Genomic DNA, 20438 nt, shown 5'->3' with positions numbered 1-20438 from the left:
CTTGACAAAGGTGCTTAAACCATCGAATATAATAGCAGTTGATTGGTCAGTGAGCGGCTTTTATAAAATTGTCGTGGCACTTGAAAATAAAGACTACGGGTTGCTTATCAGTAGCTCGCTTAGCTTTATTTTCTTTGTGACAATGATATGGAATAGAGCGCCATTATCGTAATGGTTATCAAAATCTGTATTTATTGTCTCCGGACTTATCTGTCTACAATGACTAAGATAAACTTATTATTACTGTGGTTAGTAAGATTTGGCTGTAATAAACAATAGGGCGCAATGTGTGATTTCAACAACGACTCATTAAGTAAGTTATAAGATTTCGTAATCCTATAACGTGTCAATACTATTGAGATTCGTTTTATATGCTGCCTCTACTTATTTGTCACTAGCGTAAACTTGTATTTTTCGTAAATAATAAGCCTCTTTTATAGATGCATTCGCATCTTGTCACTGTCTATCGATAAACTCTGTCACAACGCTGACCATCCATATATTGCTGTGTTTGAGTAGCATGCTGTCTTCTATAACAGCGTTACTTGGATATAGCGGGCACACATTCTTGATATGGATAAGAATTTGCCGTCATTTTTGTGAGATGAACGACCCTGTGCAAACGGTGTTTCATCTTATAAGTGAGCGCAACTTCTTACCACAAAAAAAGGTGATGACAGTGACGCAAACCACGCAAAGTCCTAACATGACTGGACATACCCAAACGGGTAATGCCGCCAAAAATTTTGAAGAAAAGCAACAGCGCCTTGCAGAAGGTAGCGAGCAGCCGGTGATGTTATCTGGCGCTGAGATGTTGGTGCAAGCACTGACCGACGAAGGAGTCAAATATATTTTTGGCTATCCAGGCGGCGCCGTTCTACATATCTATGATGCCTTGTTTCAACAAGAAAATATTGAGCACATTTTAGTGCGTCATGAACAAGCAGCCGGGCATATGGCAGATGCTTATTCGCGCGTGACCGGTCAGACAGGTGTGGTGCTCGCCACCTCAGGTCCGGGCGCGACCAATACGGTAACGGCGATTGCCACTGCTTATATGGATTCGGTGCCAATGGTGGTTATTTCAGGTCAGGTGCCTAGTAGCCTAATCGGTGAAGATGCCTTCCAAGAAACCGACATGGTCGGCGTATCGCGTCCTATCGTCAAGCATAGCTTCCAAGTGCGCCACGCTAGCGAAATCCCTATGATTGTCAAAAAAGCCTTTCATATCGCTCAGTCGGGACGTCCGGGTCCGGTAGTCATTGACGTGCCAAAAGATATGACAGCACCAAGCGAAAAGTATGCTTATGCTTATCCAAAAGATGTGTTTATACGTTCATATCAGCCATCACTAAAAGGTCATACCGGTCAAATTAAAAAGGCCGTTGAAACCTTGTTGTCATCGCAGCGCCCCGTTATTTATGCAGGCGGCGGCGTCATCTGGAGTAAAGCCAGCAGAGAGTTGACTGAGCTTGCGCATCGTTTAAACCTGCCAGTAACCAATACTTTGATGGGATTGGGTACTTTTCCAGGTTCTGATGATCAGTTCTTAGGCATGCTTGGGATGCATGGCACCTATGAAGCCAATATGAGTATGCATCATGCTGACGTTATTTTGGCAATCGGTGCGCGTTTTGATGACCGCGTGACCAATAATGTCAAAAAATTCTGTCCAAACGCGACGATTATTCATATCGATATTGATCCGGCATCTATTTCAAAAACCATTAATGCGCATATTCCAATCGTCGGCGATGTTAAAGCAGTTCTGACTGATATGTTAGAGATTATCGGTGATGATAAACAGCTTGAGCAACACGCCTTATTAGATTGGTGGTCACAGATTAATGAATGGCGTAAGCGTCATGGCCTACGTTATGACACCAATACTGACAATGGTATTAAGCCCCAAGCGGTGGTGCAAGCTTTAGACAAAGTGACCAATAGTAACGCCATTATCACCAGTGACGTCGGTCAGCATCAGATGTTTGCTGCTCTTTACTATACTTATAATGAGCCGGGTCAGTGGCTGAACTCAGGTGGTTTGGGCACCATGGGCGTTGGCTTGCCCTATGCTATGGCGGCAAAACTTGCTCACCCTGAGCGTGACGTGGTTTGTATTACCGGTGAAGGCTCTATTCAGATGAATATTCAAGAGCTATCAACCTGCTTGCAATATAATTTGCCGGTCAAGATTTTGAACTTAAATAACGCACAGTTAGGTATGGTGAAGCAGTGGCAAGATATGCTGTATGAAGGTCGTCATGCGCAGTCTTATATGAACTCACTACCAGACTTTGTGAAACTGGCTGAAAGCTACGGTCATGTCGGCATTAAGATTACTGATCCTGCAACGATGGAAGCACAGTTGGCTGAAGCCATGGCAATGACAGACAAATTGGTATTCATCGACGTTTATGTCGATCGTAATGAGCATGTATATCCGATGCAAATCGCTGGGCAAGCGATGCGTGATATGTGGTTAACAAAAGGGGAGCGTACCTAATGCAACAACAACATCTGATTTCGGTATTGATGGAAAACGAAGCGGGTTCGTTGTCGCGGTTAGTCGGCTTGTTCTCCCAGCGTGGCTACAATATTGAAACCCTAAACGTCGCACCTACCGATGATCCAAGTATTTCACGTTTGACAGTCACAACGATTACCTCGCCTGAAAGTATTGAGCAAATCACCAAGCAATTGCATAAATTGATTGAAGTGGTTAAAGTGCTAAATCTGACAGATAACGTTCACGTTGAGCGCGAGCTGATGCTTATTAAAGTACGGGCGACGGGCGGCGTACGTGAAGAGATTAAACGCAGTGCCGATATTTTTCGGGCTCAAATCGTTGATGTGACCTCTAATCTATACACCATTCAAATCGTTGGCGATAAAGCCAAGCTCGATGGCTTTATCGATGTGATTGGTCGCGAGCGCATTATGGAAGTGGTGCGTTCGGGTGTGATTGGTATTGCACGCGGCGAAAAAACACTCAGCTTATAGCTTTGTAATCTTTATTAAAAACTTTAATTTATTATCAACAGCGCGCTCATCTTAGCCAACACATTACGATTGTGGTTAGAGCAAGAGCGCTTATTATCCATGGCCAGCCATGTTTTAGGAAAAGGACTCTACTTATGAACGTTTATTATGACAAAGACTGTGATCTATCAATCATCCAAGGCAAAAAAGTCGCTATTATTGGTTACGGTTCACAAGGCCATGCTCACGCGCTTAATCTACAAGATTCAGACGTCGACGTAACAGTCGGCCTACGCGCTAACTCAAGCTCGTGGAAAAAAGCAGAAAACGCGGGTTTAAAAGTTGCAGAAGTGGAAGATGCAGTAAAAGCCGCTGACGTCGTTATGATTTTGACGCCTGATGAGTTCCAAAAACAGCTTTACAGTGACGTGATTGAACCAAATATCAAAGAAGGTGCGACGCTTGCTTTCGCCCATGGTTTTGCCATTCATTACAACCAAGTAGAACCACGCAGCGACCTTGACGTCATTATGGTTGCTCCTAAGGCTCCCGGCCATACCGTACGTTCTGAATTTACCAAAGGCGGCGGTATCCCAGATTTAATCGCTATCTATCAAGATGCGTCTGGTCAAGCTAAGCAGTTGGCTTTGTCTTATGCTGCTGGTGTTGGTGGTGGTCGTTCAGGTATCATCGAAACCACCTTTAAGGACGAAACTGAAACTGACTTATTTGGTGAGCAAGCGGTTCTTTGTGGTGGTGCAGTTGAGCTAGTCAAAATGGGCTTTGAAACCTTAACTGAAGCAGGCTATGCACCAGAAATGGCTTACTTTGAGTGTTTACATGAGCTTAAGCTTATCGTAGACCTCATGTATGAAGGCGGTATCGCTGATATGAACTACTCAATCAGTAACAACGCTGAGTACGGCGAATACGTGACTGGCCCTGAAGTTATCAACGAACAATCACGCGAAGCCATGCGTAATGCGCTAAAACGCATCCAATCTGGCGAATACGCAAAGATGTTTATCTCTGAAGGTGCAACCAACTATCCTTCAATGACTGCCCGTCGTCGTAACAACGCTGAACATCAAATCGAAGTGACTGGTGCTAAATTGCGCGGCATGATGCCTTGGATTGGTGGTAACAAAATCATTGATAAAGACAAAAACTAATTTATTAGTGAATGATTGATTAAACATTCAACACTCAATATTTTAATTATTAAGCATTAAAAACCCATGTTATCACTTGATAGCATGGGTTTTTTAATGGTTAGCAATTTAATAGTCTAGAGAAAGTTGCCACAGTAATCGCTTGCTACTGGTTGAAAACTCACTACCCCTGCCTCATATAAGCAGACTTGCTTATTTATTTAAAAAATACTAAAACCAAACGCTGATAAATTATCTGAGCGCTTGGTTCTTATCCTTATTTTTTTTTGATTACAGGTTGTCTGTTGTGCAAATATCAAGTCCTAACTGGTTAACGCCGCAATTTATCTACATTACTCTGAGCGCTGTGGTAGCAGTATTGATATGGATAGAAGGTGAGATGCTCAAGCGCAGCGAAGGTAAGCTGCCCCAATCCAAGTTTTTTCGAGTCAGCTCTTTACTGGATACTGCTTGGTTTTTTGTCTCTACTCTTGCCTTATACGTTATTGACTTGGCGCCACTAGCGATTGCCGTCCCGGTGGCTTATAGTATTTATACAATATACGGCTGGATATATGGCACCCGATTGCTCAAGCGCAAAGGCATACCAGACTCGCCAAAAGACTTGGTCGTTCCAGCTAAGTACATTGCTTATAGCCAATCATTTTCCTTGATATTTTTTGCGCTGTGTTTACTGGTTTTATTATCACCGTGGTTGCCGCTACCGATATAAGTATGTTTTATTACTTATATAATGAGTAATTGAAATCAGCTATTATTCGTTAATTATTAAATACTGATAATAATCAAATACTTAAGTTAAAACGTCTACTCTCGAGTTAAAATTTACCGTAAGCAGTAATTGTTTACAAAAAAAAGTAATTTAACCTGTTGCAGTTGGGAAAAGCTGTTATAATCAGCTTGTACTCATAGGATTTTAGGTAAGAACTCGTCGGTTATCTTGTAGATATATCAAGGGTTTAGGCCAAAGCATTTAGCAAAAAATACTTGAGTATATAACAATCAATCGGTGATGACAGACGTCTCACCAACCGTTAAAGAGTTAGGAAAATTTATGTCAGAGAAAGTTGAAGGCACTGTAAAGTGGTTTAATGAAGCTAAAGGTTTTGGTTTTATCGCTCAAGACAATGGCGGACAAGACGTATTCGCTCACTACAGCGCTATCCAAGGTAACGGTTTCAAAACTCTAGCCGAAGGCCAAAAAGTGTCTTTCATCTTAGGTGATGGCAAAAAAGGCCCACAAGCTGAGCAAATCGAAGCTATCTAATCTTAATGATTATTGAGTAAGGCTGATTTATCAGTTTACTTGATACTAAAAGATGATCGATAAGTATTGATTCCTTTGTTTGTTAAAACAATAAAAATACTGTTTAGACTTTAAAAAAAAGCAACCATTCATCAGGTTGCTTTTTTTATGAAATTTTTTTGCTGAGAAACAGGGCAGACAATGTGTGGTTATCATTAAGTTTAAGCAGAAGAGCTCTTATTTTAATAACGTATTTATTTACTAAAACTCAATAAAAAAGGCTAGCCTATGGACTGGAAATCTTGGTTTGCGATTGAATGGCAGCAAGTAGTCGGCATTTCTATAACGGCGTTTGGGTTGTATTTAGCGCTTATTCTATTCACTCGGGTTATGGGATTGCGCAGTTTTTCCAAGCTTTCAAGCTATGATTTTGCAATGACCGTCGCTATCGGCAGCATACTGGCGTCAACCATCTTATCTGACAACCCATCTTTGTCGCAAGGCTTAGTCGCCGTTGCGGTTTTATTTCTTATTCAAGGTACTATATCTCTTATTAGGCGTAAATTTAAGCCTTTAAAATCGATCATTGATAATCAAGCAATCATATTAATGGCGCATGGAGAGTATTTTTGCGATAATTTAAAAGAAGCCAATCTGACCAAAAGCGATGTTCAGGAAGTATTGCGTAAGAATGGATTGAAATCAAAGAGCGAAGTATTCGCCGTTATTATGGAAACGACCGGCGATATGAGCGTCATTAAGCAGGATAATACCGCGCCTGACTGGTCGCTGTTTGACGACATTCGTGACAGTCACTTACTAGTTCATTCCTCAAAAGCAGTCTGATGACACACCCTGAGGGTAAAAAAGCTCGCTTGAGAAATAATAACAAAACAGTCGGTCATTAGAAGATTGAAGATGCTATAAAGGTTAAAGCTTTTGATCAGATCAATCTACTATTTAAGCGCTTATAGACAGTTTTTGCAACAATGGTGACAAATTTATGACGCATTATTCACGGCGTTGTCTTGACCTTATTCCTGTGCTCACGCAAGATAGATGGGTCTGATAATAACGGTTGGCTTAGCTTTAACAGGATTTAATGGTTTTCTTTTAAATTTCTATTTTTAGTAAATAGCAATTTGAGTAAATACTAGTAGTAAATCACAAGTAGCGAATAATGGACATTGTGCCGATACACTTTTGGTCAGTGGCTTATGAGTGGCTGTTTTAAATCTATGTTAATGTGGTAATAACCTTTAGTAGTATTTTGAACGACAATTTTCACAACAGTTTGAAAAAAATGAACCTTTGGTTCTTAATTGGTAGTTTTAATTCATAACATTAATAAACGAGGAACGTATGAAAGCATTAGTAGCGGTCAAGCGTGTCATTGATTACAACGTAAAAGTTCGTGTAAAAGCTGATAATTCGGGCGTGGATTTATCTAACACTAAAATGTCAATCAATCCTTTTGATGAAATCGCCGTTGAAGAAGCGGTTCGTTTAAAAGAAGCGGGCGTGATTGATGAAGTGATTGTTGCCTCAATCGGTCCAAAAGAATCACAAGAGCAGATTCGTGCAGCTTTAGCATTGGGTGCTGACCGTGGTGTTTTAGTGGTGTCTGATGAAAAACCTTATCCATTACAAGTGGCTAAAATACTTAAAAGCATCGCTGAATCTGAGTCTACAGATATTATCTTATTGGGTAAACAAGCAATTGATGACGATAACAACCAAACCGGTCAGATGCTCGCGGCATTGATGGGTATCGGTCAGGGTACTTTCGCGTCAGAAGTAAAAGTTGAAGGCGACAAAGTAAATGTCACACGTGAAATCGACGGTGGTTTGCAAACACTAGCGCTTGAGCTACCAGCAGTTATCACTACCGACTTACGCTTAAATGAGCCACGTTATGCTAAATTACCAAATATCATGAAAGCGAAGAAAAAGCCACTTGATGAAAAAACCCCTGCCGATTTTGGTGTTGATATGGCTTCTAAGCAAGAAATTATCAAAGTCGTGCCGCCTTCTGAGCGTAAAGCGGGCATCAAGGTAGGTTCAGTTGACGAGTTGGTCGATAAGCTAAAAAATGAAGCAAAAGTAATCTAATACTTTAGTATTGAGTATTTTGCTACGGCATATCTTGTGCAAAGTTATGATAATTAAAAGGTTTAACATTTAAACTGGACTCTTAAATAACTTTGTACACCAACAACTGCATGAATAGATGATACGAATAAATAAAGGATAAAAACAATGGCAATTTTGGTATATGCAGAACATGACAATGCCAGTCTAAAAAAGGCAACCCTAAACACTATCGCTGCTGCTAAGCAAATAGGTGATGATGTTCACGTATTGGTTGCTGGTAGCGGTGCGCAAGCAGCAGCTGATGCCGCCGCTAAAGCAGAAGGTGTGACAAAAGTACTGTTAGCTGATAACGCAGCTTATGAGCATCAATTAGCAGGTAATATTGCCCTATTGGTTGCTGATATCGCTGGTGATTATAGTCATATCATCGCCGCTGCTACCACCACTGGTAAAAACTTTATGCCACGCGTTGCCGCTTTACTTGACGTTAGCATGTTGTCAGAAGTCTCTGCTGTGGTAGATGCAAACACCTTCGAGCGTCCTATCTATGCTGGTAACGCCACGGCAACCGTTAAAACGTCAGAAGATAAAGTGGTACTAACAGTTCGTACCACTGCTTTTGATCCAGTAGCCAGCGAAGGCGGTTCAGCGTCTGTTGAAACCCTTGATAATGTCCAAGATTTGGGTAAATCAAGCTTTGTGAATGAAGAGATGGCAAAGTCTGACCGTCCTGAATTGACCTCAGCAAGTATCGTGGTTTCTGGTGGTCGTGCGCTAGCAAACGGTGAAAACTTCACTAAATACATCGAACCACTAGCGGATAAGCTTGGTGCTGCGGTTGGCGCGTCACGTGCCGCTGTTGATGCAGGTTATGTACCAAACGATATGCAGGTCGGTCAAACGGGTAAAATTGTTGCACCAGACCTGTATATCGCAGCTGGTATCTCAGGTGCGATTCAGCATTTAGCGGGTATGAAGGACTCTAAAGTCATCGTTGCTATCAATAATGACCCAGAATCTCCAATCGCTAGCGTTGCTGATTACTTCTTAGAAGCGGATTTATTTGAAGCATTGCCTGAATTGACTAGCAAGATCTAATTATTACTTACTTGATGAATCAGAAGTAAAAAAGCCCGCTATAAAATAGCGGGTTTTTTATGCTTTATCTGAATGACTCTAAGCATAATTTCTTTGACGCAACGTCTCATACAAGCATAATGACCCTGCGATAGCGACATTCAGGCTTTCTTGACCATTCGGCTGCGGCAGAGCAATAGGGGTCGCGCATTGCATCAGCTCATCGCAAACGCCTTGGCCTTCATGCCCCATAATCCAAGCAATTGGCTTTTTTAAGTCATGTTGATAAATAACGGTATCGGTATGCGAGCTGGTGGCAAATAGCGGCGTTTGCACATTATCTAAAATATCTTGTACGCTTAACCCTTCATAAATGCTGAGGGCGAACTGTGCTCCCATTCCTGCTCTTAGTGTTTTTGGTGACCAAGCTTGTGCTGTGCCACTGGTGCAAAGTATGTTTTTGATACCAACTGCAGCAGCCGTGCGTAAAAGAGTGCCCACATTGCCGCTGTCTTGGACGTCATTAAGAATCAAGCAATCATCATTGATGGTTGTTAGGCTAGGCGTTGGGATATTAATCAGTGCCATGATATCGATACCAGTTCCTAAACTGCGAATACTTTCATACAGGGAATCCGATAAAGTTAAAATAGGCGTATAAGTTGGCAAGCGCGTCAATAGTTGCTGAACTTCAGAGTGATGGTGCGCTGATTCAGAAAGCAATATTTGAACAAATGGGTAATCGCTACGCAGAGCGGCATCGATTAAATGCACGCCCTCAACGACCGTTTGGGCCTGTTTTTTGCGTTGGCGCGCTTGCGTCAATAAACCTTTGACCAACTTGATACTGGTGTTCTTATCTGAGGTAATCAGCTCGGTGGGATTTGCTACCATAATGGATCGCTTAAAAAATATAAAGAGTTTGAATAATCAGCGTAAAGTCGATTGTTTATACCGTTATACGCCGATTATTATCAAATGGGGTGCGGTTAATTTATTTAGCAGCGTGTTTTAAATGCAGGTTTTTAACGTAATCAACTTCATTTCTGCTACCAAGTACCACAGGAACACGTTGATGGATATCGGTTGGTTCTATATCCAAAATACGCTGCACCGCATCAGTAGCAGCGCCGCCCGCGCGCTCAACCAATAAACTCATCGGATTGGCTTCATACATTAAGCGCAATTTTCCCGCTTTATTAGCATCTTTGGTGTCAAATGGATAAGTGAATAAACCACCGCGACATAAAATGCGATGCACATCACCGACCATGGCAGCAACCCAGCGCGTGTTAAAGTCACGACCACGTACGCCGGTCTTGCCAGCAATCAACTCATCGATATATTGCTGCATGGGCGCTTGCCAATAGCGATAATTAGAAGCATTGATAGCGTATTCACTAGTATCCGCATCAATCTGGACATTTTCTTCTATGAGCACATAATCATTATTATCAGGGTCGAGGCTAAACATCACGACATTATCAGCAATGGTTAATGCGAGTACCGTAGAGGTGCCATATAATAAATAACCAGCTGCTAATTGGTGCTTTCCTGCTTGCAAGAAATCGCTATTTTCACTAATTTGACCTTGGCGCTGGTACGGTAAAATGGAGAAGATAGTACCGACGGCCATATTAATATCGATATTTGATGAGCCGTCAAGCGGATCGAACAATACCAACAAACTGCCATCAGCATTGGCAGGGGTAGCATCGTCCAGCTCTTCAGAGGCAACGCCGGCACAATGGGTGTTTTTTGCCAGAGCCTCTAACAATAAATCGTTAGCCAGGACGTCCAGTTTTTTCTGCTCTTCACCTTGGATGTTTTGGTTGCCTGCCTCTCCTAAAATATCTGCTAATGCTCCTTTTCTTAGTAACTGCGAGATAGTTTTACCGACATCGGTCACAGTGGTAACCACGTCATTAATTGCTGGGTTGCTCGCATGAGCGTTTAGATAATTGGCTAAGGTTGTCATAAGGCGTCCTGATAAAGGCTATTGAGATGGATATTATTGAAATAAAAATTTTTAAAACTAAGATGAGTGAGGGTAAAGAGTGCCTGAAGGTTTAAGAGTCGATTGAATGGCATTTAATCCACCTAAATTTGGCAAATTTTTAAATACCCAGCAAGGCAACTTTGTCCTGACCACAAAATCAGCTACACTATCGCTATGATTATTTATTTATCGTTTTAATAAGCGTATTTGCAATAAGTTCTGCTATGAGCGCTATAAATCTAAGTGCACTGCTCAGTAGAACGACAAAACTGTTTTGAAGGCTGTCTGTCATTGCGCTAAATTGTAGCAAATAAGCGCCAAAATGTCCTTGTCTCTGTGCTTAACGACCGTAAAACGCATAAATAATGATTATCACATCATATAACCTAACAATAAAGACGTGCCATTATGTCAAATTCTATCGATAGTCGCTCAACCGAGACAGTTTCGCCAACTGATTATACCAAGTTCAATCCTGAGACCATCCATCAAAAACTCAACACCTCGCTCAGTCGTCCGCAGCTGAATAACGATGGTAGTATTCGCCATTTCTTAGGGGTGGAGGGTTTGAGTAAGGCGCAATTGCAGGCGATTATTACCAAAGCAGAAACGTTTTTTGATGATAATGGTCAACTGATTAATCGCCCTGAGCTTGACGGTTATACGGTGATGAATTTGTTTTTTGAACCGTCAACTCGTACGCGCACGACCTTTGAAGTCGCAGAAAAACGTCTTGGTGCCAATGTGCTTAATATCGATATCGAGCGCTCTAGTACCAAAAAAGGCGAGAGCTTGCGCGATACACTTTGGAATCTACAAGCCATGACAGCGGATATCTTTGTGGTAAGGCATTCAGCGTCAGGCGCGGCGCATTTTATGGCGACAGAAGTCACGCCAGATATTGCCATTATTAACGGCGGTGACGGCTGGCATGCTCATCCAACCCAAGGTATGCTCGATATGCTCACCATTCACCGTGAAGCGCCGCGTCCATTTGAAGAATTGTCCGTAGCTATCATCGGCGATATTAAGCATTCACGGGTCGCGCGCTCAGATATCAGTGCGCTACAAACCCTAGGTGTCAAAGATATTCGCGTCTGTGCGCCGCGCACCTTGTTACCTAAAGGCATTGAACGTTTTGGCGTGCAAGTTTATGAAGATATGAATGAATGTGTGACTGACTGTGATGTCATTATGGGATTAAGAATACAAAACGAGCGGATTGGCTCGCCGCTGCTGGCCTCATCGAGTGAGTATTATAAGCATTATGGGATTACGCCCGAACGGCTAGCACTGGCCAAACCGGACGCACTGGTTATGCATCCGGGACCGATGAACCGCGGGGTTGAGATTGCCTCAAGCGTTGCTGATGGCGACCAATCTGTCATTTTAAAGCAGGTAAATAACGGCATCGCGATTCGTATGGCCGTATTATCGCTGGCAATGGAAGGTCAGCGCGCTCATCAAGCTGCGAGTCAATAATACTTTGCCACGCTGTTCTATATTTATTTATTCCATTTTATTGATACGGTAATAACGCTCATGTCTACTATGCTAAATACGGAAACACCGATAATTAATCAGCTTCCTCAATCATTCAAAGACGCGCTACCAAGTGCAGTCACCGATAAGCTGGCTGCACTTGAGTCAGAACGCGAGATGTGGCTACTGCCGCCTTTAGTTGATTTGTGTGCACGCCTACGTGAACCGGGACAACAGCAACATGGCACCTTGCAATCAGAAGGGCGAGCTGCCCGTGCCAATGGTTTTTTACATGTAGTCATTCCACCCGATACCAATCCCATTTTAGAAAACGGCTCGCTGCTAAAAGGCTTACGTGAGCGCGCGCTGAGCGATGGTGGCATTTATTTGCATGTTTTGGGTGCTTTGACCGCGGGCTTAGAAGGCGAACGTCCATCGAATATTGCTGGTCTTAAAAAAGGTGGCTGCATCGCGGTCTCGAATGCGCGTCGACCTTTTCGTAATGACTTAGTGTTACTGCGCACACTTGAGTACGCTGCCACTTTTGGCATGAAAGTATTCTTTTATCCTGACGAGCCAAGCTTGTCGGGCGATGGGGTCGCGCATGAAGGCTATATTGCCTCCTATCATGGTTTGCAGGGGATTCCTTGGATTGCAGAAACGGTCGCCTTATCAACGCAATTGCTTATGGTTGAAGAAACGGGTATCGCAGCGCATTTTAGCCAGTTATCTTGTAAGTCTTCGATTGAGTTGATGCGCTGGGCAAAAGATAAAGGTCTGCCTGTCACTTGTGATGTGGCGATGCATCAGCTGTATTTAACCGATGATAATTTAAAAGGCTTTAATGCCCAAGCTTATGTGCTACCGCCGCTACGTAGTAATACGGATCAGCAAGCCATTCGTAGCGGCCTAAAAGATGGCACTATTGACGCGATTTGCAGCCATCATGAGCCGCTAAACAGCACGGCTAAAAAAGCACCGTTCGCCGAGAGCACGCCCGGTATCTCGAACTTTGATACTTTTATGGCGTTGGCGTGTCAATTGGTACGTGATGAGATATTAACGCTTGAGCAACTGGTTGATAAAATCTGTCTCAATCCAGCAAAAATTGCTGGTATTAGCGAGCAATATGAGAATATTGGCGGTGCAGTACTGGTCGATCCTAATCTAGAGTGGCAAGTAACCATAGAATCTATGATATCGAATGGTAAAAATACCCCATTCTTTAACCAGCAGTTGCAAGGCCGTGTTGTGGAGACTTTCTTTGCCTAATTCGACCCGACGGGATGACCGCTTGCCATCATCATCGAAGGATAACGACCCAGATCTAATCAGCCAACAGCCTACAAGACCCAATCGTTCTAGTACTTCTAGCGAATCGATTAAGGCGGTGGCCATATACGAAGTCGTAAAAGGAATCGGTGCGTTATTAGGGGCAGTGGCATTATGGTCATGGCATAATGACCTTGAGCGCTGGCTTACGACAGCGACAGCGTCTTGGCAGCAAACCTTTGGACAGCTATTGGCACCGCAAGTTGCTAGTGCGGTAAGCATCGCCCAGCAGGCAAGTCAAAATTGGCCAATATTTTTGTTACTAATTTTCGCTTATGCCAGTCTGCGCTTCCTTGAAGCCTATGGTTTATGGCAAGATCAAACGTGGGCTTATTGGTTTGGTGTATTAGGCTACGGAATTTTTATTCCGATTGAGCTTTATTACTTATTTGCCAGTCCGTTTGACTGGTTTAAACTTGCCATTTTGTTATTAAATATTATTATTGTCATTGTGGTTTATCGCAATATGAAACGAAAAGGCTTAATTTAATGACCTAACCTTAGTTTTAAAAACCCATCAAAAAACTGATCATGAAAATAAATTTTATGCTGGGTTTCTTATTAAAGTCATTTATACCTTTACTGTTTTTTCATTAGAACGAATGCTTTTGGCCACTTTACCAACGCTCAAACCTTGTACTAATATAGAAAATATCACCACTGCATAAGTAAGTGCCAATAAAATATCGCGCTCGGTGCCTGCTGGTAGCTGTAACACCAAGGCGACCGAAATCCCGCCACGTAATCCACCCCAAGTCAGCACCTTCCAAGCCCCTTTTGGTAAATCAAGCTGATGATGAAAGGTTTTGGTGGTCATACCGACGACAATAAAGCGTGCCAGTAAAGCGATAAGAATTGTTAAGCCAGCGGCGATAAATAAATGACTCGAATAAGCAATCATTACTACTTCAAGGCCGATTAATACAAACAAAATAGCGTTAAGAATTTCATCGATTAATTCCCAAAATAGATCAATATAGTGGCGCGTTTTATCACTCATAGCCAGCGCTCGCCCGCGATTTCCCACCATTAATCCCATCATTACCATGGCAAGTGGACCCGATAAATGCCAATGGCTGGCGAGTGCATAACCACCTATCACGCCAGCAAGCGTTAATAACACTTCTTCTTGGTAGCTGTCGATGCTTTTGAGCATGTAATATAAAATTGTCCCAAGCACCAAACCAAAGACAATACCGCCACCAGCTTCTACTGCTAAGGTGTGAGCAACATAATTGACGGTTGGAATATCGCCACTTGATAAAATACCGAGCAGCAGCACAAAAATAACCACCCCAATGCCATCATTAAATAAGGATTCACCAGCGATAACGGTTTCAATGCTTTTTGGGGCGCCAGCTGACGCCAAAATTCCCATCACAGCAATCGGATCGGTCGGCGATATCAAGGCACCAAACAATAAGCACCACAAAAATGGCAGCCCAAAACCAAACAGTGGTAGCATAAAGTAGAGAGCCGCGGCGATCAGCAGCGCTGATACGAGGGTGCCAAGACAAGCAAGAATACCAATGGGCAGTTTATAACGTTTTAAGTCGCTAATATTGACGTGCAACGCGCCAGCAAATAACAACATAGATAGCATGCCGTCTAATAAGACCTCGGTAAAATCAAGCTGCTCTAATAAACTTACCTCATAATCAATCAACTTATCAAAACCTAAAAAGCCTAAAAATATCGCGGCCATAGATAACAAAATGGAGATGACCATCACACCAATCGTCGTTGGTAAGCCGATAAATCGATGATTTACATAAGTCAGTAAAGCGGTAATCGATAAAAATATCGCGCTGATTTCAAGTATGCTCAGGCTACTAGTAGGGGCCATGAAAAAGGTCTCAAATAATGATAAAAAATTGCCCTATGCTTAAAAATTATGGGGTTAAATAGTATTGTATTTTAGTGAGTTTTTTATTTGCTTGCTAGGGCGTGTCCTCAATTCAATCGATAGTCATCTAAATGGGTTAAAAATGGCTAAATCTTGCCAAACGGCGTCAAATAGCTGACTAATATCTCGATATTATCTGCGCTATTTTCCTTGTTTGACGGCAATTTATCTCATTTTTATCACCATTTTTAAAATGAGGACACGCCCTAGTGATGAATGGCAAACTTATTTTTGGCAGTAGGGCTCGCTTTAGACGTTATATTAACTGCTTTTGTCGTGCTTGATGAGTATGAGCATCAAACTTAGGGATGTAGGAAAAATATTGATGCTGAGCATTTTCATTAATAATCAACTGCTTTGTCTGTTGGCACATAGCAATTAAGTCATCAACCAATTCTTGATAGTTTAGATTGTCTTGTCCTGCGCGTTCAATCAGGGTTAACTCGTGCAATAGCGTCTGCTGTTGGTCATCGTTGACTTTAGCATAATTGAGATCCACCATTGCCTGACAAAGCGCTTTTAATACCAATAAATCTGCCGTCGCATAGCGACGTATCTCACCAAGCGAGGCATCAATAAAGTCAGATATGTTGGGGCCATGAGTAACGACGGCCAATATGGCGGCGCTTGACGCATTTTTGACAGTGCCAGTGCCATCCGAATCTGCTTTATTTGGCGTCGATTTATCTGGCGATGCTGTACAAAAATGATAGGGGCTAGGCGGCTGATAACGCATCATGATACTTAAACAAGTAGTCAGCGATTGAACACAATTCACCGCTGTTTTAGGATCATTAATACCCGGTGATAGGGCACGAACGGCGATTTCAGTCATTTGTCCCAAGCTGTAAGCAATATCATCGGAGTGGCTCAAGCGTTGTTCAATGCGTATACAACCAGCAAAGCGTTGCCAAAATATGCCATCAGGCGTCCGCGGTACGATAGCGAGATTTGGCGTGTTGGTTTGTTGGCGATTGTCTGAATGATCGGCTGGACGTTGATAAAAGTATCCAATCACGTTCTTATCAGTGACAAAATCACCAAGATTGGTCTTTATTTGCACCACGCCTGCATAATCTTGGCTCAGAGCTACCAGTGACTTAAGGTAAATTTGCTGTAAATACCCCGAGCTTAGCGCATAAATGGGCGTGACAGACCAAGTGTGAAATTGTTCGATATCTTGGTGCTCAACGTCACGTTGATGCTTGAGATCGCAGCGGTCTTTATACCAGTAGTGAATGTTCTTAATCGCCTCATTACTGGCGCCTTCAATCACATGTGATGCCTGAATCGCATGTACCATATGCTGCACAAAATACACCAATAATAACGCGCAAATAATCGCCATGATAATGCCAAAGGTCACGGCCAATTGCGGCACACCAAAGGCAACATCATATTTATGAATCGCTTTTAACACCAACAAGCTATAACTAAAGGTGCCAATAAAGGCGCCTAAAACAAACTGATTGGGCGTATCGGTCAAAAAATTACGCAGCAATCGCGGACCAAATTGCGAAGACGCCATTGATAACACGGCAATGGTAATTGAAAAAGTCGTACCAGCGACACCGAGTACGGCACCAGCAATGGTGGTCATGATAGCGCGGGCAGCCTCATCATCGCCGGTAAAAGCAAAACTTAGCTCTCTAACCGTTTCACGGTCAAAATGCTCGTCAATGGTGACCAATATAGGCGCGAGGAGAATACCTGCTAACACACAAGCGCTGGGAATAAACCAATAAGAACCAATGAGCTGCTGCCACAGATTTTTTAGGCGATCGGGTAAATCCAATAGCGTCTGTAGCGACCAGAGCTGGGCAAATTGCTTTAACCTATGCATGATTGTGAGCAATAGCGACTTAAGCCCGCCATTTTTAGGGTGTTTGTCCAATATAATGCGCTCCAAAAATGACCTAAAAATTAAACAAGTTTTGTCGATAAAAGCTATGCTATTGCACCACTAAATAAAGAGGCTTAAAAGGAATTACCTTACCATATAAATAGGAGCGATTAAAAAGTTAGTAAAAAAATAAGCCCCTATGATAGAGGCTTATTTCTAGACTTCGCAGTAACTATATAATAAGAGCTGTCTTAGCAAAATGATACTAAGCTAACCTCTCGTAGGCTTATCCGCTTCAGTAATGATATCGCCTCTGCTACTTGTTTTATTATGATATATGGAATCTTTATCTTCATTAACATCTTTAGGAATGAGGATTTCATTATTATTCTCGTCGCACTCTACGTCGCTGTCTTTATCATAAGCGATAGGATCAAAATCTGGCGTGACGTTAACCCGATTTTTATCTTTTTTACATAGATGGTTAGGGGCTGCCTCGCTAGATTTTCTAAAAAGCTTAGATCGATTTTTTTTAGCCGAGTCTGCTGCATTTTCCTCAGATTTTTTACGGGGTTCACTATGGGCGAAAATCATGTTCAATGGTAAAGCCAATTGCTGTTTAGCAAAAGCTTCTGTATTTTCAAAGCGATCTACTAATAAACTCAGCCAAGGTTTTTGCTCTTCCAAGCTCATCTCATCGAGCTCATCTTTAATAGGTAAGGGGTAAGGTAAGGTGCGGTAAAAATCCCACAAGGTCATTTTGCTCAAATCTTTTTTCAGTACGTAATCTTCTTCTTCCGTCATGGTGATGAGATTGCTGTCTTGCAGATAGTTAAGATAGGTATACCATTTTGGCAACTCTTTGCGTCCCAAAACATTGCGCAGGGCTTGTTCGCTCACCGCTTCACCTTTTAGATGATGGGTATAAACGAGATTTAACATATCGAGCAAACTTAAGAGTGGATGGCGCGGATAGACCTCTTCCGTCTCAAAGATAGTCAAGGTATAGCTAATTTCAACGCCCAATAAAATCAAATTCCACGACAAATATATCCAAAGTAAGAAAATAGGCAGCGCCGCAAATGCTCCGTAAATAGCTTCATAGCTGGTGAAATTCGCCATTACCGTCCCAAAAAGGTTCTTCATTAGCTCGAATATCACGGCAACAAAAACACCTGCAATCGCGGCATTTTTTGCAGGAACACGCGCTTTTGGAATAAACCAATACATACCGATAAAACCAGCCACTGTAACCGCAATGGAGACGACTTGGATCCAAAACGACCAGTCAATGCCATAGCCCGCAATTTGTCGATTTAAGAAACTTAAACTTTGTACCGTACTCGAGACGATAAATGCTGTGCCCAAAATCAGCGGTCCCAGCGTCACGATGGTCCAATAGCGCAGTATGCTCTTCATTCCACCTGAACGATTTTCTACCCGCCAGATTTGATTAAAAGCGCGCTCAATGGTCGTCAATGTCATGATGGTGGTAAAAAACAGTACCATCGAACCGATGATGGTCAGATTTGAGGATTTCTCGGCGAAGTTATTGATATATTTGCTGACCTGCAAACTCGATTGCGGCAGCAAGTTACTATAAATAACCTCGTAAATCTGCGCTCTGACCGATGCAAGTGCTGGAACAGAAGACAAAATCATCAAGAGTACCGTTAAGATAGGTACAATGGACAATAGCGTCGTATAAGTTAGTGACGCCGCTTTTTGCTGACAATTGTCTTCAAGAAAGTGCCGCGTCAAGAAACGTAGAAACTGGAACCAGCGTTGATGTAAAAAGGGGATTTTTTTTAGTATATTTTCCATAACAACCATTTAACGGCAATAAGAGTGCGAGTAGTGTAGCAAAAATGGACATCCAGAATCTGCCGCTGAATTGTGTCAAAATGCACTGAGGGCGTGTACATGGTTTTGAGAGTCTTCCATAGCAATTTAAGTCAGTTTTCTACAAAAACGAAATAGCAAAACTGGGTTATTAAAAGGGGTTTGTTTGCATGTCGGTGAATGACTCGGGCATAATGTGCACATCTATTGGTCAGGCGTGTCATTTATAATAGAGTTGACACGCTTTTAATCATTCATTTTCACGATTTTGTAAGGATGTTTTGCTAATGAGTCAGACCGCCCCGTATGTTTTGGTGCTTTATTATTCAAATTATGGTACGACGAAGACATTAGCATATGCCATCGCCCAAGGTATTGAAGAGGCTGGAATGACAGCGCGTATTCGTACGGTGCCGACAGTTGCACCTGAAACCACGGCAAGTAAGCCTGCTATTCCTGATGACGGCGATCTATATTGCACCATGGACGATTTAAAAGATTGTAGTGGTCTCGCGCTAGGAAGCCCAACGCACTTTGGTAATATGGCCGCGCCAATGAAGTATTTTTGGGACAATACCGTCACGCTATGGCTGGCAGGAAATCTACAGAATAAACCCGCCGCTGTATTTACTGCAACCGGTTCGATGCACGGCGGACAAGAGACGACACTGCTGACGATGATGATGCCGCTATTGCACCATGGCATGATGATTGTGGGCGTGCCCTATGCTGAGCCTGCCCTAAATCGTACTAGTCGTGGCGGCTCGCCTTATGGCGCAAGTCATGTTAGCGGCGCGGCGCACGATCAGCCAGTATCGGCTGATGAGCGTGAACTGGCTATTGCTCAAGGTCGTCGCTTGGCTATTAGTGCCAAAGCGTTAGCCCAAGCCAATTGGAGTCGCTAATTGACCTTTATTTATTGCCGCTTGCCGCTATCAATTAGGAATTAAATACCTCTCATGGCTACTAACCATAATCAGTCCAATCATAACAGTAATACCCAAACGCCAGCAGAAAAAATGCCTGAAGCAATTAAGGCGCAAAAACCGATAGCGCCTATCCGCCAGCGTTTAACGATCACTTGGTTGGTTTGGCTGGTTTTTAGATTGCTTGGGCTGCCAATCTTAATCAGTATTTTCAATCCCAGTAGTCCAGATATTGTCGGCGGTATAGCTTGGCAAGCGTTATGGTTAGTGCCAGCGTTTGTCTTAACGCCATCGATACTACGCGGGCGTTCACCTTATGCGCTATTGATAGGCAGTATGTTCACTTTGGTTTATCTCGGGGCGAGCGGTGTAGTACTATTTACGCGTATGTATGGCAGCAGTTGGGTTGAGATAGCAGTGTATCTGTTAGATTTTGTTTTACTGTTAGCCATTAATATTTGGTTGTTTATCCTTCTCAAGCGTCTACCTTCGATGAACAATGTCGTTAAGCAACCTCGATCACGCTAGTTAAGACTT

At 42.6% G+C, this 20438-nt stretch carries 18 protein-coding genes; 13 read left to right on the top strand and 5 right to left on the bottom strand.

What is annotated here, in order from left to right; all coding sequences use genetic code 11:
* Positions 1–673: 673 nt before the first annotated feature.
* The 8 genes from B4K26_RS07685 (at position 674) to B4K26_RS07650 (ending at position 8592) form a co-directional block, all read left to right on the top strand.
* The gene (locus B4K26_RS07685; RefSeq protein WP_296244674.1) at positions 674–2506 is read left to right on the top strand and encodes an acetolactate synthase 3 large subunit; all 1833 of its coding nucleotides are present in this window, start codon (positions 674–676) and stop codon (positions 2504–2506) included.
* The gene (gene ilvN, locus B4K26_RS07680; RefSeq protein WP_296236299.1) at positions 2506–3003 is read left to right on the top strand and encodes an acetolactate synthase small subunit; all 498 of its coding nucleotides are present in this window, start codon (positions 2506–2508) and stop codon (positions 3001–3003) included. Before B4K26_RS07685 ends, ilvN begins: the two co-directional genes overlap by 1 nt.
* Positions 3004–3137: 134 nt before the next feature.
* On the top strand, positions 3138–4154 hold the full coding sequence (gene ilvC, locus B4K26_RS07675; RefSeq protein WP_296244613.1) for a ketol-acid reductoisomerase: 1017 nt from the start codon (positions 3138–3140) through the stop codon (positions 4152–4154).
* A 286-nt stretch (positions 4155–4440) separates the two neighbouring features.
* Positions 4441–4866 carry a hypothetical protein gene (locus B4K26_RS07670; protein ID WP_296244610.1) on the top strand — a complete coding sequence of 142 codons (426 nt, stop codon included), beginning with the start codon at positions 4441–4443 and terminating at the stop codon, positions 4864–4866.
* A 342-nt stretch (positions 4867–5208) separates the two neighbouring features.
* Positions 5209–5421: a cold-shock protein gene (locus B4K26_RS07665; RefSeq protein WP_068408416.1), complete on the top strand. Its 213-nt coding sequence runs from the start codon at positions 5209–5211 to the stop codon at positions 5419–5421.
* Between the two features lie 267 nt (positions 5422–5688).
* Positions 5689–6246: a DUF421 domain-containing protein gene (locus B4K26_RS07660; protein ID WP_296244609.1), complete on the top strand. Its 558-nt coding sequence runs from the start codon at positions 5689–5691 to the stop codon at positions 6244–6246.
* Positions 6247–6762: 516 nt separating this feature from the next.
* Positions 6763–7512 (top strand): electron transfer flavoprotein subunit beta/FixA family protein, encoded by a 750-nt coding sequence (locus B4K26_RS07655; RefSeq protein ID WP_296244608.1) that lies wholly within the window; start codon positions 6763–6765, stop codon positions 7510–7512.
* A 147-nt stretch (positions 7513–7659) separates the two neighbouring features.
* Positions 7660–8592 (top strand): FAD-binding protein, encoded by a 933-nt coding sequence (locus B4K26_RS07650; protein ID WP_296244607.1) that lies wholly within the window; start codon positions 7660–7662, stop codon positions 8590–8592.
* A 78-nt stretch (positions 8593–8670) separates the two neighbouring features.
* Here B4K26_RS07650 and B4K26_RS07645 read toward each other — a convergent pair whose 3' ends face one another.
* Positions 8671–9465: a TrmH family RNA methyltransferase gene (locus tag B4K26_RS07645; protein WP_296244606.1), complete on the bottom strand. Its 795-nt coding sequence runs from the start codon at positions 9463–9465 to the stop codon at positions 8671–8673.
* A gap of 100 nt (positions 9466–9565) precedes the next feature.
* A complete protein-coding gene (locus tag B4K26_RS07640) occupies positions 9566–10549 on the bottom strand; it encodes a class 1 fructose-bisphosphatase (RefSeq protein WP_296244605.1) in 984 nt (327 codons plus the stop codon).
* A gap of 429 nt (positions 10550–10978) precedes the next feature.
* Here B4K26_RS07640 and B4K26_RS07635 point away from each other — a divergent pair, with 429 nt between their 5' ends.
* The 3 genes from B4K26_RS07635 to B4K26_RS07625 are packed head-to-tail and all read left to right on the top strand — an operon-like array spanning position 10979 to position 13874.
* Positions 10979–12052 carry an aspartate carbamoyltransferase catalytic subunit gene (locus B4K26_RS07635; protein ID WP_296244604.1) on the top strand — a complete coding sequence of 358 codons (1074 nt, stop codon included), beginning with the start codon at positions 10979–10981 and terminating at the stop codon, positions 12050–12052.
* A gap of 60 nt (positions 12053–12112) precedes the next feature.
* Positions 12113–13324 (top strand): dihydroorotase, encoded by a 1212-nt coding sequence (locus B4K26_RS07630; RefSeq protein WP_409521383.1) that lies wholly within the window; start codon positions 12113–12115, stop codon positions 13322–13324.
* On the top strand, positions 13317–13874 hold the full coding sequence (locus tag B4K26_RS07625; RefSeq protein WP_296244603.1) for a DUF2127 domain-containing protein: 558 nt from the start codon (positions 13317–13319) through the stop codon (positions 13872–13874). The genes B4K26_RS07630 and B4K26_RS07625 overlap by 8 nt, the downstream gene beginning before the upstream one ends.
* Before the next feature lie 81 nt (positions 13875–13955).
* On the opposite strand, the gene B4K26_RS07620 is transcribed toward B4K26_RS07625, so the two are convergent.
* From B4K26_RS07620 to B4K26_RS07610, 3 genes are all read right to left on the bottom strand, one after another.
* Entirely contained in the window at positions 13956–15230 is a 1275-nt protein-coding gene (locus tag B4K26_RS07620) for a cation:proton antiporter (protein WP_296244602.1), read from the bottom strand.
* A gap of 316 nt (positions 15231–15546) precedes the next feature.
* Positions 15547–17133, bottom strand: coding sequence for a DUF2254 domain-containing protein (locus tag B4K26_RS07615; RefSeq protein WP_409521385.1), 1587 nt, complete (start codon positions 17131–17133; stop codon positions 15547–15549).
* A 270-nt stretch (positions 17134–17403) separates the two neighbouring features.
* A complete protein-coding gene (locus B4K26_RS07610) occupies positions 17404–18957 on the bottom strand; it encodes a YihY family inner membrane protein (RefSeq protein ID WP_296244599.1) in 1554 nt (517 codons plus the stop codon).
* A 305-nt stretch (positions 18958–19262) separates the two neighbouring features.
* On the opposite strand from B4K26_RS07610, the gene wrbA reads away from it, so the two are divergent.
* Positions 19263–19880, top strand: coding sequence for an NAD(P)H:quinone oxidoreductase (gene wrbA / locus B4K26_RS07605; protein ID WP_296244597.1), 618 nt, complete (start codon positions 19263–19265; stop codon positions 19878–19880).
* Positions 19881–19994: 114 nt separating this feature from the next.
* Complete coding sequence (locus B4K26_RS07600) at positions 19995–20429, top strand: hypothetical protein (RefSeq protein ID WP_409521386.1); 435 nt, start codon at positions 19995–19997, stop codon at positions 20427–20429.
* Positions 20430–20438 lie beyond the last annotated feature (9 nt).

This window comes from Psychrobacter sp. UBA6766 (assembly GCF_002453355.1).
Lineage (GTDB): Bacteria > Pseudomonadota > Gammaproteobacteria > Pseudomonadales > Moraxellaceae > Psychrobacter.
Note: the sequence above shows the minus strand (reverse complement) of the source record. Positions and strands in the feature narration are given on the sequence as shown.

Excerpts from the sequence above, each read along its gene's own strand:
- wrbA (WP_296244597.1), top strand. The coding sequence starts at position 19,263 with ATGAGTCAGACCGCCCCGTATGTTTTGGTGCTTTATTATTCAAATTAT.
- B4K26_RS07615 (WP_409521385.1), bottom strand. The coding sequence starts at position 17,133 with ATGCATAGGTTAAAGCAATTTGCCCAGCTCTGGTCGCTACAGACGCTA.
- B4K26_RS07685 (WP_296244674.1), top strand. The coding sequence starts at position 674 with ATGACAGTGACGCAAACCACGCAAAGTCCTAACATGACTGGACATACC.
- B4K26_RS07650 (WP_296244607.1), top strand. The coding sequence starts at position 7,660 with ATGGCAATTTTGGTATATGCAGAACATGACAATGCCAGTCTAAAAAAG.
- B4K26_RS07630 (WP_409521383.1), top strand. The coding sequence starts at position 12,113 with ATGTCTACTATGCTAAATACGGAAACACCGATAATTAATCAGCTTCCT.
- B4K26_RS07655 (WP_296244608.1), top strand. The coding sequence starts at position 6,763 with ATGAAAGCATTAGTAGCGGTCAAGCGTGTCATTGATTACAACGTAAAA.
- B4K26_RS07645 (WP_296244606.1), bottom strand. The coding sequence starts at position 9,465 with ATGGTAGCAAATCCCACCGAGCTGATTACCTCAGATAAGAACACCAGT.
- B4K26_RS07635 (WP_296244604.1), top strand. The coding sequence starts at position 10,979 with ATGTCAAATTCTATCGATAGTCGCTCAACCGAGACAGTTTCGCCAACT.
- B4K26_RS07620 (WP_296244602.1), bottom strand. The coding sequence starts at position 15,230 with ATGGCCCCTACTAGTAGCCTGAGCATACTTGAAATCAGCGCGATATTT.
- B4K26_RS07640 (WP_296244605.1), bottom strand. The coding sequence starts at position 10,549 with ATGACAACCTTAGCCAATTATCTAAACGCTCATGCGAGCAACCCAGCA.
- ilvC (WP_296244613.1), top strand. The coding sequence starts at position 3,138 with ATGAACGTTTATTATGACAAAGACTGTGATCTATCAATCATCCAAGGC.
- B4K26_RS07660 (WP_296244609.1), top strand. The coding sequence starts at position 5,689 with ATGGACTGGAAATCTTGGTTTGCGATTGAATGGCAGCAAGTAGTCGGC.
- B4K26_RS07610 (WP_296244599.1), bottom strand. The coding sequence starts at position 18,957 with ATGGAAAATATACTAAAAAAAATCCCCTTTTTACATCAACGCTGGTTC.
- B4K26_RS07665 (WP_068408416.1), top strand. The coding sequence starts at position 5,209 with ATGTCAGAGAAAGTTGAAGGCACTGTAAAGTGGTTTAATGAAGCTAAA.
- ilvN (WP_296236299.1), top strand. The coding sequence starts at position 2,506 with ATGCAACAACAACATCTGATTTCGGTATTGATGGAAAACGAAGCGGGT.
- B4K26_RS07600 (WP_409521386.1), top strand. The coding sequence starts at position 19,995 with ATGCCTGAAGCAATTAAGGCGCAAAAACCGATAGCGCCTATCCGCCAG.